Here is a 13,950-nt window from a genome sequence, read left to right as displayed (position 1 = left end):
CGTGTGGGGGTGGCAGGTCCGTGACACCGGCCGTCGAGGGGTGCATGAGGGAACGACAGGCAGCCACGCGGGGCCCGCGGTCGGACCCCGTACCGACTGCGCCTGGACCACGAGGATCTGACGCCTGGTCAGCAACCTGAATCGCGCATCCATTGAGGCACGCACCCCGGAAGAGGGCAAGGCGGATCCCCATGATTTTTGACGTGGCCACGCCATGGCGCATCGAACCCGGGGCATCACCCCGCCCTCGCGCGCGCCCCCTTGACGTGCACCTGTCCACCCTCAAGAATGGGCGCGCTTCGACAACGTTGTCGACTCCCCTCTCCGGAGGTCCGGATCCATGCCGAATCCTCGTCGCATCCGGCTGCGCAGCGTGGGCGTGGTGCTGGCGGCCGCGCTCACCGGGAGCGCACTCGCGGTCCCCGCCGCGCAGGCCGAGTCGTCCGGCTCCCCGTCCGGCGGCCCGCCTGGCGGCCCCCTCACTGGCCTGGTCAACCCGTTCATCGGCAGCCGCAACGACGGCAACACCTACCCGGGTGCCGCCGTACCGTTCGGCATGGTGCAGCTCTCCCCCGACACCGGGCACAACACCGGCTACGACTACGACGACGACCACATCCGGGGCTTCAGCTCGGTGCACCTCTCCGGCGTCGGCTGCGAGCTCGGCGGCGATCTGCCGGTGCTGCCGACCACGGGCGGCATCACCGAGACCGACTACGCGAAGTACGCGGCCGCCTTCCGTCATGACGACGAGTCGGCCCGGCCCGGCTACTACCGCGTCCGGCTGGCGTCCTACGGAGGCATCACCGCCGAGCTGACCGCCACCGCCCGCACCGGCCGGCAGCGCTACACCTTCCCGGCCACCGACCAGGCCAATGTGCTGCTCAACACGGGCCAGTCGCTGCACAAGACGGTCTCCACCCGGGTGGAGGTGCTGGACTCACGCACCATCCGCACCTCCCTCACCGGCCGCGGTTTCTGCAAGGACACCCGGCCGTACACGGTCCACACCCTCACCCGCTTCAACCGGCCGTTCACGTCCTACGGGACCTGGGACGGGGACGAGGTGACGCCCGGTTCGAAGGAGTCGACGGCACGCGGACGGCACGGCGCCTACGCCCGCTTCGACACCCGCAAGGACCGTACGGTCGAGGCGACCACCGCCCTCAGCTACGTCGACGCGGCGGGCGCCGCCCGCAACCTGCGCGCCGAGGGCGGCGGCTCCTTCGACCGCGTACGGGCGGCCGCGGACGCCGCCTGGGAGCGGCGGCTGGCTCAGGTAAAGGTCCACGGTGGCGCCCCGGCTCTGCGCCGCACCTTCTACTCCTCCCTCTACCGGTCGTTCCTCGCCCCGAACATCGGCAGCGATGCCGACGGGCGCTACACCGGATGGGACCGGAAGATCCACCGCACCGCGGATTCCGGGGGATCCGCGTATTACCAGAACTGGTCCCTGTGGGACACCTATCGCACCCAGGCTCAGCTGCTCGCCCTGCTGGCGCCCCGGGAGTCGCGCGATATGGCGCTGTCGGTGCTGCGGATCGGCAAGGAGGGCGGCTGGCTGCCCAAGTGGGGCTACGGCACGGTCGAGACGAACGTGATGACCGGCGATCCGGTGACCCCGTTCCTCACCAACGCCTACCAGCAGGGGCTGCTGGCCGGACACGAGGAGGAGGCGTACGCGGCGCTGAAGAAGAACGCCGACGGGGTGCCGCCGGCGGATTCACCGGCCGTCGGGCGGGATGCCAACACCCGTTATCTGAAGGACGGTTTCGTCCCGTACCTCAAGGGCCGTCCGCACCACAAGCCCGGCGACTCGGACTTCGACTACGGTGCCTCGGCGACCCTGGAGTACGCCCTGTCGGATGCGATGCTGGCGCAGATGGCCCGCGATCTGGGGCACCGGGCGGACGCCGACCGGTACGCGGCCCGCGCGCGTAACTACCGCAACATCTTTGACGGTTCGACCAGCTTCTTCCGGGCCCGGGACGAGCACGGCGCGTTCACCGGACCGGCCGACCCGGCCAAGAGCGAGGGCTTCCATGAGGGCACGTCCTGGCAGTACCAGTGGCTGGTGCCGCAGGACCTGCCGGGGATGCTGAAGCTGATCGGCGGCCGGGACCGGGCCGATGAGCGGCTCGACGCGTTCTTCGCCTACCGGGAACTGCTGCGGGATCCGGAGAAGACCGCCCGCGAGGTGTGGGTCAACGGCCCGTACGACTACTACAACTCCGACAAGTACAACCCGCAGAACGAGCCGGACCTGATCGCGCCGTACACCTACCTCTCCACCGGCCGCCCCTGGAAGACGACGGACGTGGTGCACGCGGCGCTGACGCTGTTCACCGACACACCGGCGGGTATGACCGGGAACGACGACCTGGGGACGATGTCGGCGTGGATGGTGCTGTCGTCCATCGGGGTGTTCCCGGTGCAGCCGGGCACCGACACCTGGGGGCTGAGCACGCCGGTCTTCGACCGGGTGGAGCTGACGCTGGACCGGCGCTTCTACCCGGCCGGGCGGTTCACCCTCACCGCGCCCGGCACGTCGTCCGCGAACCGCTATGTGCGGTCGGTGCGGCTGGACGGTACCGAGCGGGACCGGACGTACCTCACCACCGACGAGCTGCGCTCCGGGCACGAACTCGCGTTCACACTGGGCACCGAGCCGTCGGACTGGGGCACCGGGGAAGGCACCGCGCCGCCGCCGGTGGGCACGGCGTCCGGGGCCGGTAGGCGGTGGTAGCGGGCTCGGTAGCGGTAGTAGCGGGCTCGGCAGTGGTGTACGTGGCGGCTCCGCGTCCGCCCGTGGGCCGACGACGCTGGTGGGGCGGCCGTCCCACGGGCGGGCGGTGGACGGAGGGGGCGCGGAAGGAACGGTCCTGCGGGCGCCCGTTCAGCGCTGCAGCGCCTGCCAGAACTCGTCGAAGGACATCTTGCCGTCGCTGTCGGCGTCCTTGGCGTTGATGACCGCCTCGGCGACCGGGCCGGTGACGTACGGGTCGCCCATCTCGGCCATCGCCCGCTTGAACTCGTCCGGCGTGACCTGGCCGTCGCCGTCCGCGTCGAACCGGCCGAACGCCGCCCTGGCCTTCTCGATGTCTGCCATGCGAGGTGCCCCCTCTGTGGTGCCGCGCAGTACGCGCGGTGTGTTGCCTGGTGATCTGCCCCGCGTACATTAGCGGACCGTCAAGGAAGGGGCGGTGGCACCCTCCTCACGAGCCCGGTCAGTCTGCGGCCATCGCGGTGGCCACCCGGGCGCGCGCCTCCTCCCAGGGCAGCGGGTCGGCGATGACGCCTCGCAGCGCCCGGAGCAGGCGGGGCGGGAGACCGGTCGCCAGTACGCCGACGGCGCGCCCGTCGCGGCCGTAGAGGGCGACGGCGCGGCGTGCCTCCCGGTCCAGCACGGTGGTCTCGACCCGGTCGGCGCCGGCGGTCGGACCGTACGCCTGGATCTTGATGCCGTACTGGTCGGACCAGAAGTACGGCACGGGCGCGAAGGGGCGGCGGGCCGACGGCTCGCCGGCCTCGAAGACGCCGTCCGCGGCCAGTTCGCCGAGCAGGTTGCGGGCGGCGGCCATGCCCTGCTCGGTGGCGTTCATCCGGTGTTCGAAGCGCAGCGGCCGGCCGTGGACCGGATGGTCCCAGCGGGCCACATCGCCCGCGGCGTAGATGCCGGGGGCGGCGGCGCAGTACGCGTCGCAGCGCAGCCCGTCCGTGGTGTCCAGCGCGGGCTCGCCGGCCAGCCAGCCGACGGCGGGCGTGGAGCCGATGGCGAGCAGCACCGTGTCGGCGGGCAGCACGGTGCCTCCCCCTCCCCCGGCGGCTGCTCCCCCGGTAACTGCTCCCCCGCCGGCTATGCCCTTATCGGCGGGGGCACCCCCACTCCCATGGGCCAGTCGTACGCCGGTGACGGCCGACCCGTCGGTCTCGAAGCCGTCCACCGTTCCCCTGCGCAGGGTGACACCTCGCGCCCGGTGCTCCTCGGCCAGCAGTTCACCGATCTCGGTACCGACGACGGCGGCCATCGGTTCCGGACCGCTGCCGACGAGGGTCACGTCATGTCCCAACTCCCGTGCCACCGCGGCCGCCTCGCAGCCCAGGACACCACTGCCGACGATCACCAGCCGGCGGCCGCCGTCGCCCAGCCGGCCGCGCAGCGCGAGCGCGTCGTCGAGGGTGCGCAGGGTGTGCACACCGGCGACGCCGTCGGCGCCGGGCAGCGTGCGGGCCGTGACACCGGTCGCGATGATCACCCCGGCGCAGTCGAGCTTCTCCACGGCCGTGGACCGCTCCCGGCCTTGCTCGTCCGGGGAGGTCCCCATGTCACCGTCGAGGGTGAGCGTGCGGGTGGCCGCGTCGAGGCCGGTGGCGCGGGTGCCGAGCCGCAGATCGAGGTCGAGCGCGGCGAGTTGCTCCTGGGTACGCAGCCGCAGCCGTTCCGGCTCCCAGGTGCCGTGCAGCAGCTGCTTGGACAGCGGCGGCCGGTCGTACGGCGGATGGGGCTCGTCACCGATGAGGGTGAGCGGGCCGGTCCAGCCGAAGCGGCGCAGCGCCTCGGCCGCGGCGAGGCCGGCCGCCGAGGCGCCGACGACGGCGATCGGCCGGGGCGTCATGCGTGCACCTCGATCACGGCGGCCGGGCAGATGGCGGCGGCCTCGCGCACCGCGTCGTGCTGCTCCGCGGGCGGTTCGGCGTCGAGGAGGACGACGACGCCGTCCTCGTCGCGCTGGTCGAAGACCTCGGGGGCGATCAGCACGCACTGGCCCGCGGCGCAGCACTTGTCGGCGTCAAGGGTGATCTTCATAGCGGAACTCCGTGGGGGTCGGGGTGAGAGGTGGACGGTGCGGCCGGCCGGGCCCGTACGGCCCGTACGGCCCATATGGCTGGTACGGCGGGGGTGGACGGTGCGGCCGGTCACCAGGTGACGGGCAGGGCGTGACAGCCGTAGATCGCCATATCGCTACGGAACGGGATCTCCTCGATCGGCACCGCGGGCCGAAGCGTCGGGAAGCGGCGCAGCAGCGTCCCGATGACGACCTGGAGTTCGACGCGGGCCAGCGCCTGCCCGAGGCACTGGTGGATGCCGTAGCCGAAAGCGAGGTGGTGCTGGGCGTTGGGCCGGCGGACGTCGAGCCGGTCGGCGTCGGCGAAGACGCTCTCGTCACGGTTCCCGGACGCCACGGCCACCACGACGCCCTCCCCGGCGCGGATGAGGTGCCCGCCGATCTCGATGTCGGCGGTGGCGACCCGGCGCGGCCCGTTGCGGATGATGCTGTGGAAGCGGAGCAACTCCTCGACGGCGCCGCGGATCAGGCCGGGATCCTGGCGCAGCCGTTCGGCGGCCGCGGTGTCGCGCATCAGGGTCAGGGCGCTCAGGCCGATCATGTTGGCGGTGGTCTCGTGCCCGGCGACCAGCAACAGGGAGGCGAAGGCGGCCACCTGGTCGTGGGTGATCTCACCGGTCCGCTGCTGTTCGACGATCAGCCGGCCGAGGATGTCGTCGCCCGGATCGGCCTCCTTGGCGGTGACCAGCCGGTCGAGGTAGTCGCGCAGTTCGATCCGGGCCGCCTCGCGCTCGTCGTCGGCGATGGTACGGGAGAGCAGCTTGCCCGTGAGCCGCTGGAAAATCTCGTGGTCGTCGTACGGAACACCCAGCAGCACGCTGATGACCAGCGAAGGAACGGGCAGCGCCAGCGCCTCGACGAGGTCCACCCCACCCTGCTCGCGCCCCTCGGTGCGCTCCATCGCGTCGCAGAGTTCGTCGGTGATGCGCTGGATCTCCGGGCGCAGCGCCTCGACCCGCTTGACCATGAACTCCCGGGTGACCATCCGGCGCAGTCGGGTGTGCTCGGGCGGGTCCCTGCGGATGAAGCCACGGTTCTGGGTGCTGGGGCCGCCGGTCATGCCGCTGAGCGGGTAGCCGTGGACGGTGGTGTCGGAGCTGAAGCGGGTGTCGCCGAGGACCGCCCGGATGTCGGCGTAGCGGGTGATCAGCCAGGCCCAACTGCCGTTCGGCAGCGCGACCTTGGAGATCGGACGCTCGGCGCGCAGGACGCCGAACTCGGCGGGAGGGTCGAAGGGGCAGCCGCTCGGCGGGTCTACGGGAAGCGGCACGGGGGCGGTGGAAAGTGTCATCTCGCTCATCTCATTCGACGGGCGGCATGCGCATGCCGACAACACTGCACGCGCAGGTCGGCAACGGCGCGCGCCCTGAGTCGGACGTTCACCTAACACCCGTAAACTTACATGCGTAATACACGGGTAAACGCGCCGGGGGGTGGCGACGTGGAGCCGGGGGGGCGACGTGGAAAAGGCCAGTGACCCGAGACCGGAAATCCGGATCCGGCAAGAGGAGGGAGCGACCGGCCGCGCCCGGCGCGTAGGCGGCTCAGCGCTCCAGAAGCAACTGCAGGATCTCGTCGACGAACCGGTCGAGCCGCCGCGCATCCTTACGGCTCGGCATGACCTGCCAGAGCATGACCCGGCCGTGCACCGACGACCAGAGCACATACGGCGCCTCGGACCGGGAACCACGTACCCGCCAGCCGGCGCCCTCGCACGCCGTCAGCGCCCGCTGCCAGCTGCGCACCAGCAGCCCGGCCGGATGCCCGGCGAGCCGCTCGGGACCGACCGGCGTCTGCCGGGTCTCGTAGAGGAGGCGGTAGGTGGCGGGGTGGGCGACGGCGTAGCGGCAGTACGCGCGCAGCTGGGCACGCAGCTGCGCAACCGGGTCGTCGGGGTCCGCCGTGGCGGACGCCTCGGTCATCGCCGCCGCCAGCCGCTCGTAGCTGACTTCCAGGGTCGCCCAGACCAGCTCGGTCTTGTCCGAGAAGTGGCGGTAGATGCTCGGTGCGGCGACGCCGGCCGCCCGGGCCACCGCCCGCAGCGACAGCGCGTCCTCGCTGCCGACCTCCTCCAAGAGCCGCTCGGTGGCCCGCAACAGCTCCTCCCGCAGACGCTCGCCCTGTCCGCGCGGATTCCGGGCCCGGACGGCCGCACTCTCGCTCACTGCCTCCGGATCCTTCCCTGGGACTGGCCATACCTGGTCGTGCCGTACCGCTCCAGGGTTTCACACCAGCTGGGCACGGCGGCCGCCGGAACCCCGGCCGACCCCGACCGGTCACCCCGAAACCCGGTGGGATACCGGAGAGACCGGCCCTAAGCTGCCCGGATGGCGCACCCGACATACCCGATGTACCGCGACGACCGCTTCCCCATCCGTTTCCCTGCCCTTCTTCCCGTCGTCGAGCAGATGGGACGTACCGCCTCCGGGCGGTCCTGGCTGGCACGGCTGCCGGGAATGGTGCGGGAGATCGAGGAGCGCTGGCAGCTGCGGCTCGGTGCCCCGTTCCACGGGGGCAGTTGCTCGTGGGTGGCCCCGGCCGAGCTGCCCGACGGCACAGCGGCCGTCCTCAAGGTGACCTGGCCGCACCGCGAGGCCGAGGGTGAGGGGCCGGCGCTGCGCGCATGGGACGGCAACGGGGCCGTTCGGCTGCTGCGCCAGGACCGCGATCTGGGCGCGCTGCTGATCGAACGGTGCCGGCCGGGCACCCAGCTCGGGGACGCCCCGCTGCCGCCCACCGAGCGGCTCACCCTCGCCGCGCACCTGCTGCGGGAGCTGTGGACGGCCGCGCCGACCCTGCCGGACGGACCGGATGGACCGAACGGACCGGACGGACCGGACGGACCGAACGGACCGGACGGACCGGACGGACCGGACGGACTGAACGGACCGGATGAACAGCCCGTACCGAACAGGGAGCTGGAGCGGGTCGACGCGGTGTGCGCCGAATGGGCGGACCTCGTGGCCGAGCGCATGCGGCGGCTACGGCCCGGCTACGACCCGGGGCTGGTGGCGCTCGGCGCCGACCTGCTGCGCACGCTGCCGGCGACGGCCACCCGAGAGGTCGTGGTGCACGGCGACTTCAACCCGGGCAACGTCCTCGCGGCCGAGCGCCGTCCGTGGCTGGCCATCGACCCCAAGCCGATGGCCGGCGACCCGGCGTACGACCCCTGGCCGCTGCTGATGCAGATCGACGACCCGTTCACGCACCCGGATCCCCGGCGGGTGCTTCAGGAGCGGTACGCACTGGTCGCCGAGATCCTCGACGAGGACCCGGCCCGCCTGTTCGCCTGGTCGGTGGCACGCGGCGTGGAGAGCGCCCTGTGGAGCGCCGATCACGACGATGTGGCCGGCGGCGCAGAAGAGTTGACGGAGATCCAGCTACTCGCCCAGCTGGCCGGCCTCTGAGCCCGAGGCCGGCCCTGTCCAGGCACCCCAGCCTCCCGGTCCCGGCACGGGAATATCCTCCGCTCCCGGCCCGTTGTGGCCCCGCAGGGGGCCCTTGCAACCCCTAGGGGATCTGTTCCCCTCACCCTTACGGGACCTGTTCGAATTCCCCTAGGGTCGGGCATATGGACGGAGATCACCGCACGGACCGTGCACCGATGCGCCCGTTGCACATAACGGTATGGGACGAGGCGGAGCCCGGCGCACAGCGGGCGTTGCTGGTGCACGGCACGATGAGCTGGGGCACCAAGTGCTACGCGGGGCAGCGGCCGCTGGCCGAGCGGTTCCGGCTCGAACTCGTCGACCGGCGGGGCTTCGGCGACAGCCCCGGCGTCGAGCGCAGCGATTACGAGACCGACGCCGAGGATGTCGTCCAACTCCTCGGCCACGGGGCGCACCTGGTCGGCCATTCCTATGGTGCGGCCGCCGTGATGCTGGCGGCGTCGGCCCGCCCGGAAGCGGTGCGGTCGCTCACCCTGATCGAGCCGGCGCCGCTGCGCACCGCGGCCGCTCATCCGGCCGTAGCGGCGGCGCTGGAGCGGATCCGGGCGGCGTTCGCGACGTTCGAGTCGGTGAGCCAGGAGGAGATGAGCCCGGAGGAGTACCTGCGGCAGTCCACCGAGCCGTACGGAATGCCGATGCCGGAGCCGACCCCTCGGATGCTGCGGGCGGTACGCTCGTCCATGCGCGAACGTGCGGTATGGGACGCGGAGTTGCCCCTCGGGCCGCTTGCCGCCGCCACCATGCCCAAGGTGGTCGTCAACGGTACCTGGGAGGAGGCGCACCCCGCCTACCGGGAGTTCACCGGCCTGGCACTGGCGGCCTGCGGCGCGTACGTGGCCGAGGCGATCGGCGCCCGTCACGTCCGCGTGCACGGCACCGACCACAACCCGCATCAGGACCGACCGGCGGAGGTGAACGCCGTCCTCGACCGGCTGTGGCAGAGCTGCTGAGACGGACGGACGCGACAAGGCAGCAGGTCCCAGGATCGCTCCGGCCGCCGCTCAGGCGACCTCGATGCCGTACTCCTGTACCAGCGCTTCCAGGCCGCCGGGGTAGCCCTTGCCGCCGATGACGAAGTCCCAGTCACCGCCGGGCCGTTGACGGAACGAGCCGAGTACCAGGGCGGTCTCGCCGCGTCGGCCGTCCGAGACCTCCAGGTGTCCCTGCTCGGTCCCGGTGGCGTCCAGTAGCCGGATGCGGGCGTCGGTGAAGTCGGAGAGGTCGGCGTCGGGGTTGGCCTGGGGGTCGACGGCGGCGACCAGGACCAGCCGGTCGGCGTCTGGTGGCAGCCCCTCGAACCGTACCTGGACCGCGGCCCGGTCAGGGGCGAAGCCGGGCAGCATCCGTACCGATCCGTCCGGGGTGTGCGGGTTGTTGTAGAAGACGAAATGGTCGTCGCTGAGCACGGTGGTGCCCTTGCACACCAGGGCGCAGACGTCGAGGGCGACGTCGCCGGACCAGTTCATGCCGAGGACGTTGTGGTCCGGCGTCTCGTCGGCGGTCCGGGAGGAGCCGGACCGGCTGCCGTCGCCGCCCAGGCGGCCGCGCAGTCCGTACCGGCCGAGCAGGTCGACGAGTTCGGGGCCGGCGATCAGGCTGAGTGGTTTGCCGTTGGCGAAGGTGTGTGAGCCGGGGCCGAAGCGGGAGGTGGTCACCAGCACGCCCTTGTTGGCGCCTTCGGCCTGGACGGTGCCGTAGAGGTCGCGGACAGCGGTGGGCGGGACGGTGTCGCGGTAGCGCTTGACCTGCACGACGATCTTGCCGCCACGGATCGGGTCGGGGTCGAGGGCATCCACGTCGACACCGCCGTCACCGGACCGCTGGGTGGTCACGGCCTGCATGCCCATGGCTCGGAACAGCTCGGCGACCAGGTTCTCGAAGGCGAGGGGGTCCATCTCGTACAGGTCCGGTTCGCCGTCGGTGCCGTGGGTGACGACCGCGGTGCCGCCGCCGACATCGCCGGGGAGCCGTCCGGGGCGCACCGCGGTCCGCTGGTCGGGGCGCGCGGCGAGCCGGCCGCGCAGGGCGTCGGTGAGGCACTCCACCGCGCTGACCTGTTCGAGGTGGAGGGCGTCGAAGGCGCTGCGGGGGGCCATGACGGTGGCGAGGCAGATCTGGGCGGGCCGCCCGGTGGCCGGGTCGACATCGGCCACGAAACCGTTGAGCGCCACCGAGTCCAGGGTGCCGTGGCCGTCGGCGGCGAAGAGGTCGCGCAGCACCAGCAGCATGCTCTGGGCCAGTACGTCGCGGTAGAGGGCGCGGCGCTGGGCATCCGGCCGGGCGGTCTCCTTCTCCTGGTCGGCGGTGGGCATGTACCGGACGGACCTGGTCTCGGGAACGATGTCGTAGCCGGGCAGCTCCCAGCCCAGGACGAGCTGACGGGCCATCGGGTCGTAGGCGGCGGCGACCTGGCGGGGGAAGCCCTCCGGCCAGGCGGTGGAGGAGTACAGCGCGGCGGAGAAGTACTCGACGGCCGCTTCCGCGTCGCCGCCGCGCAGCGCGGAGAGCAACTCCTGGATGCCGGCGTTGTGCCGCCGGATCTCGGCCAGTGCGCCCGCGGCCCACTGGTCGTACTGCTGCCGGTACGCCGCCAGTTGGGCCTGCCGCCGGCTCTCGGCGGCCTGGGCGGCGTACCAGTCCTGCTCATAGCGGGCGCGGGCCTCCTCCTGGGCACGGTCGCGCCGCGCGGCCCCGACATGCCAGCCACCGGTCGGCACCTGGTAGCGGGCCGGGTCGGGCATCGGTACGGGGGTGGCCAGGGCTCCGGGGGCGAACTCCTCGACGCGCTCGGGGCGCAGCAGCGCGGCGGCGGTGAAGGCGGGGGCGCGGCACCCGTCGACGAGCAGACCCGTCAAGGCGGCGACGCGGGCGTCGAGTTCCTCGGTACGGCGGCGGGCGTCGGCCTCGCGCTGCCGCCGGTAGGCTGCCTGCCGTTCGCGGTGCATCCGCGCCATGGCGCGCTCGGCGTCCCGTGCCTGCCGTTCCTGGTCGCGCTGGTGCTGGAGCTGCGCGCGGCGCTGGGCTTCCTGCCGGCGCTGCTGCTGGCGCTGCGCCTCGGCCCAGACGGCCATTAATCCATGGGAACGGCGGCTCATGTCGGTCTGTTTCCTCCCCCCGGGGCGACCGCCCCGGCACCCTGTGGAAGCGGTTTCACCTGCGCTGTTCACCAGACTTTAGCGGGGGTGGCGGACCGGGCCGGAGGGGGACGGGGAGTTTCGGCCCTGTACGGCGGCCGTCCTCCCGGCGGGGGGCCAGGGTTCCGGACGCAAACCGGTGGAGACCACCGGTGGATTCCATCAGTGGAGCTCAGATCATGCTGTCGCGCCCCGCCCAGTACGGGTCCCGCAGGATCCGTTTGAAGAGCTTGCCCGACTCGTCGCGCGGCAGCCGCTCCTCGAAGACCACGGCCCGTGGCACCTTGTACCGGGCGAGCCGCTCGGCGACATGGGCGCGTACCGCCGCGGCGCCGAGCCGCACCCCGGGCTCGGTCTCCAGGTGCGCGGCGAGGACCTCACCGAACTCCTCGTCGGGGATGCCGAACACCGCCGCATCCCGCACCCCTTCGAGGGTGAGCAGGCAGCCCTCGATCTCCGCGGGGTAGATGTTGACACCGCCGGAGATGACCATGTCGTTGCGGCGGGCGCTGAGGTAGAGGTAGCCGTCCGCGTCGATATGGCCGACGTCGCCGATGGTGACGTATCCGGGCAGGCCCGGCGCCTCCATGGCGGCGCGCTTGTCCGGGTCACCGAGGTAGCTGAACCGCGGCCAGCCGTCGGCGGGTCTGACGTAGATGTCGCCGGTGGCGCCGGCCGGCAGCCGCTGTCCGTCGGGGCCGAGGACAGCGACCCCGGCGGTGGCCGCGGCCCGTCCGACGGTGCCCGGGCGGTCCCGCCACTCCGCGCTGTCGCACCAGGTCACGGCGCCGGTCTCGGTGCTGCCGTAGTACTCCCGCAGCACCGGTCCCAGCCAGTCGATCATGGCGTGTTTGATGTGCTGCGGACAGGGCGCCGCGGCGTGCACGACGGAGGTGAGCGACGAGAGGTCGTAGCGCTCCCGTACGTCCTTGGGCAGCCGCAGCAGCCGTACGAACATGGTGGGCACCACCTGCACCTGCTCGATGCGGTGCCGTTCGACCAGCCGCAGGAGCTCCTCGGCGTCGAAGCGCGGCATCAGGGTGATGTCGAGGCCGGCCGCGAGGGCGAGGGCGGCGTGCCGGCTGGGAGCCGAGTGGTAGAGCGGCGCCGGGATGAGCGTCCGGCCGCCGGGCTCGACGGCGAAGTACTCCAGGAATGTCCGCACCGCCTCTGCCAGGTCCTGCGCGGGGACCGGCTCACGCAGGACTCCCTTGGGGCGGCCGGTGGTTCCGGAGCTGTAGATGACCATGGGCGGGCGTTCCTCGACGGGGCGGTCCAGTGGTGCGTGGCCCGCCAGCCAGTCGTCGAGCAGGGGGTACGCGCCGGTGGGCGGCGGCGCCGGGAAGCCGCACGCGGCCGCGACGCCCGCGGGCACCGCGGCCTCGACGATCCGCGCCCCCTCGGGGAGTGCGGCGCTGACCCGGTCGAGCATGTCGGTGTGGGCGAAGACCACCTTGCTGCCGCTGTCGGTGAGCACATGGCGGAGCTCGTCGTGCTGGAAGTGCCAGTTGACGGGGACGGCGGAGGCACCGAGCAGGGCGGCGCCGGTGGTGATCTCGAGATGGGCCGGTTCGTTGCGCAGCACGACGGCGATCCGGTCACCGGGGTCGACGCCCGCCGCGCGCAGTGCGCCGGCTATGCGTGCGGCGCGTTCGAGGAAGGCCGGATACCCGCGTTCCCGGCCCGCGCAGCGGATGGCCGGAGCGTCGGCGGCGGGTGGGACGACGGCTGCCATGATGCCTCCAGGGGTGCGGCCGGGCCGCTCAATTGAACCGGCAACCCAGGGTCGTTTTCCAGGGTGCGTCGGAGCGCGGGGCGCGGTGCCGGCGCTACGCCGGCCGACCGGTCGCGGGGGCGGTTGCCGGTGCCCGCTCCTATGCTCGGAGGCCATGAGGGAGAACGAGATCCTGCGGACCCATGGCGAGGCGCTCGCGCTCTTCGGCGGCCGGGTGCATGCGGTCCGGGACGACCAGTGGGGCGGCCCGACACCGTGCTCGGAGTGGTCGGTGCGCGATCTGGTCAACCATCTCACCGCCGAGCAGCTGTGGGTGCCGCGCCTGGTGCGGGACGGCGCGAGCCTCGCGGACGTGGGTGCGGTCTACGACGGTGATGTGCTCGGGGACGACCCAGTCGCGGCCTGGGACCGGGCGGCGGTGGCCGCCGTGGCGGCGTTCTCGGAGCGCGGCGCGCTCGGCCGTACGGTCCAGCTGTCGTACGGCCCCGCTCCGGCCGACGCGTACTGCACCCAGATGATGGCCGACGCCGTGGTGCACTCCTGGGATCTGTCCCGGGCGATCGGTGCCGAGGAGCGGGTGCCCGGGCATCTGGCGACGGCGGCGCTGCGCGAGGTGGAGCCGTACGCTCCGGTGCTCGGCGCTTCCGGGCTGTTCGCTCCGGCGGTGGAGCCGCCGCCGGATGCCGACGATCTCACCCGGCTGCTGTGCCTGCTCGGGCGCCGGCCCTGACCCCGGGTCATCCCCTGGGCCCGGGGCAGCGCCCGAGCGGCCGGCCGATCGGTCT

Annotated in this window: 11 protein-coding genes; 4 read left to right on the top strand and 7 right to left on the bottom strand. The window is 72.5% G+C overall.

Features of this window, described 5'->3' with window-relative positions:
* The first annotated feature begins 340 nt into the window (after window positions 1-340).
* Entirely contained in the window at window positions 341-2,746 is a 2,406-nt protein-coding gene (locus ACFY12_RS30710; protein ID WP_390719200.1) for a GH92 family glycosyl hydrolase, read from the top strand.
* Window positions 2,747-2,896: 150 nt separating this feature from the next.
* Here the strand turns inward: ACFY12_RS30710 and ACFY12_RS30705 are convergent, their stop codons facing one another.
* The 5 genes from ACFY12_RS30705 to ACFY12_RS30685 form a co-directional block, all read right to left on the bottom strand.
* The gene (locus tag ACFY12_RS30705) at window positions 2,897-3,109 is read right to left on the bottom strand and encodes an EF-hand domain-containing protein (protein ID WP_390719199.1); all 213 of its coding nucleotides are present in this window, start codon (window positions 3,107-3,109) and stop codon (window positions 2,897-2,899) included.
* Window positions 3,110-3,227: 118 nt separating this feature from the next.
* Window positions 3,228-4,616, bottom strand: coding sequence for an NAD(P)/FAD-dependent oxidoreductase (locus tag ACFY12_RS30700; protein WP_390719198.1), 1,389 nt, complete (start codon window positions 4,614-4,616; stop codon window positions 3,228-3,230).
* Window positions 4,613-4,807, bottom strand: a complete 195-nt coding sequence (locus ACFY12_RS30695; RefSeq protein ID WP_128511603.1) for a ferredoxin — start codon at window positions 4,805-4,807, stop codon at window positions 4,613-4,615. Before ACFY12_RS30695 ends, ACFY12_RS30700 begins: the two co-directional genes overlap by 4 nt.
* Before the next feature lie 110 nt (window positions 4,808-4,917).
* Window positions 4,918-6,138 (bottom strand): cytochrome P450, encoded by a 1,221-nt coding sequence (locus tag ACFY12_RS30690; RefSeq protein ID WP_390719197.1) that lies wholly within the window; start codon window positions 6,136-6,138, stop codon window positions 4,918-4,920.
* A gap of 253 nt (window positions 6,139-6,391) precedes the next feature.
* Window positions 6,392-7,012 carry a TetR/AcrR family transcriptional regulator gene (locus ACFY12_RS30685; RefSeq protein WP_390719196.1) on the bottom strand — a complete coding sequence of 207 codons (621 nt, stop codon included), beginning with the start codon at window positions 7,010-7,012 and terminating at the stop codon, window positions 6,392-6,394.
* 162 nt (window positions 7,013-7,174) lie between these two features.
* Between ACFY12_RS30685 and ACFY12_RS30680 the strand changes: the two genes are divergently transcribed.
* Window positions 7,175-8,254, top strand: coding sequence for an aminoglycoside phosphotransferase family protein (locus ACFY12_RS30680; RefSeq protein ID WP_390719195.1), 1,080 nt, complete (start codon window positions 7,175-7,177; stop codon window positions 8,252-8,254).
* Between the two features lie 197 nt (window positions 8,255-8,451).
* Window positions 8,452-9,246, top strand: a complete 795-nt coding sequence (locus ACFY12_RS30675; protein WP_390719194.1) for an alpha/beta fold hydrolase — start codon at window positions 8,452-8,454, stop codon at window positions 9,244-9,246.
* A gap of 51 nt (window positions 9,247-9,297) precedes the next feature.
* On the opposite strand, the gene ACFY12_RS30670 is transcribed toward ACFY12_RS30675, so the two are convergent.
* Window positions 9,298-11,367 (bottom strand): restriction endonuclease, encoded by a 2,070-nt coding sequence (locus ACFY12_RS30670; protein ID WP_390719193.1) that lies wholly within the window; start codon window positions 11,365-11,367, stop codon window positions 9,298-9,300.
* A 235-nt stretch (window positions 11,368-11,602) separates the two neighbouring features.
* Complete coding sequence (locus tag ACFY12_RS30665; protein ID WP_390719192.1) at window positions 11,603-13,165, bottom strand: AMP-binding protein; 1,563 nt, start codon at window positions 13,163-13,165, stop codon at window positions 11,603-11,605.
* A 154-nt stretch (window positions 13,166-13,319) separates the two neighbouring features.
* Between ACFY12_RS30665 and ACFY12_RS30660 the strand changes: the two genes are divergently transcribed.
* Window positions 13,320-13,895 (top strand): TIGR03086 family metal-binding protein, encoded by a 576-nt coding sequence (locus ACFY12_RS30660; protein WP_390719191.1) that lies wholly within the window; start codon window positions 13,320-13,322, stop codon window positions 13,893-13,895.
* Window positions 13,896-13,950 lie beyond the last annotated feature (55 nt).

The sequence above is a fragment of the Streptomyces sp. NPDC001339 genome, from assembly GCF_042895955.1.
Lineage (GTDB): Bacteria > Actinomycetota > Actinomycetes > Streptomycetales > Streptomycetaceae > Streptomyces.
The sequence above is the reverse complement of the archived record's forward strand: the minus strand, read 5'-3'. Positions and strand labels throughout refer to the sequence as shown.